This is a genomic window from Pseudomonas sp. 05N434 (genome assembly GCF_056396965.1).
Window position 1 is genome coordinate 1 of record NZ_JBFTMK010001079.1, and the last position, 521, is coordinate 521.

A 521-nucleotide genomic window follows, 5' to 3' on the forward strand; every position below is an offset into this window, starting at 1 on the left:
GTGCCAGTCAGGCCCCGGGAGGCGAGCAGCACCACCAGGAACAGCGCGGTCATGGCGAAACTGATGACGATTGCGGTCAGCACCAGCGCCTGCGGCAGCGGGTCGGTGTAGTGCAGCAAATCCTGAGGCACGCCGTCCTTGATGTTCGGCTCCTTGCCGATGAACAGGCTGCCCATGCTGAAGATGAACAGGTTGACGCCATAGGACAGCAGGCACAAGCCCATGACCACCTGGAACGTCCGTGGCCGCAGGATCAGCCATACGCCGGACGCGGCCAGCACACCGATGGCGATTGCGATGACTTCTTCCATCAGATGGCTCCTTGGGTGACAACGGATTTGGCCGCGGGCCTGATTTGCGCGCTGGTTTTATGACCGCGTACCGATTGGTGGGCGAGGGCGGTGAGGATCAACAGCGTCGAACCGACCACCACGGCGTACACGCCAATATCGAAGAACAGCGCGCTGGCGATATGAATGTCACCCAGCAGCGGCAGCTCGAAATGCCAGGTGTGGGTGGTC

The 521-nt window shown here is 61.6% G+C and carries 2 protein-coding genes; both read right to left on the minus strand.

What is annotated here, in order from left to right:
- Nucleotides 1-311: Na+/H+ antiporter subunit C (locus AC1DLB_RS31815; protein ID WP_477786510.1), on the minus strand; the 311-nt coding region annotated here is incomplete at its 3' end.
- A partial coding sequence (locus AC1DLB_RS31820) for an MnhB domain-containing protein (protein WP_477786511.1) occupies nt 311-521 on the minus strand: 211 nt, incomplete at its 5' end. The genes AC1DLB_RS31815 and AC1DLB_RS31820, both read right to left, overlap by 1 nt.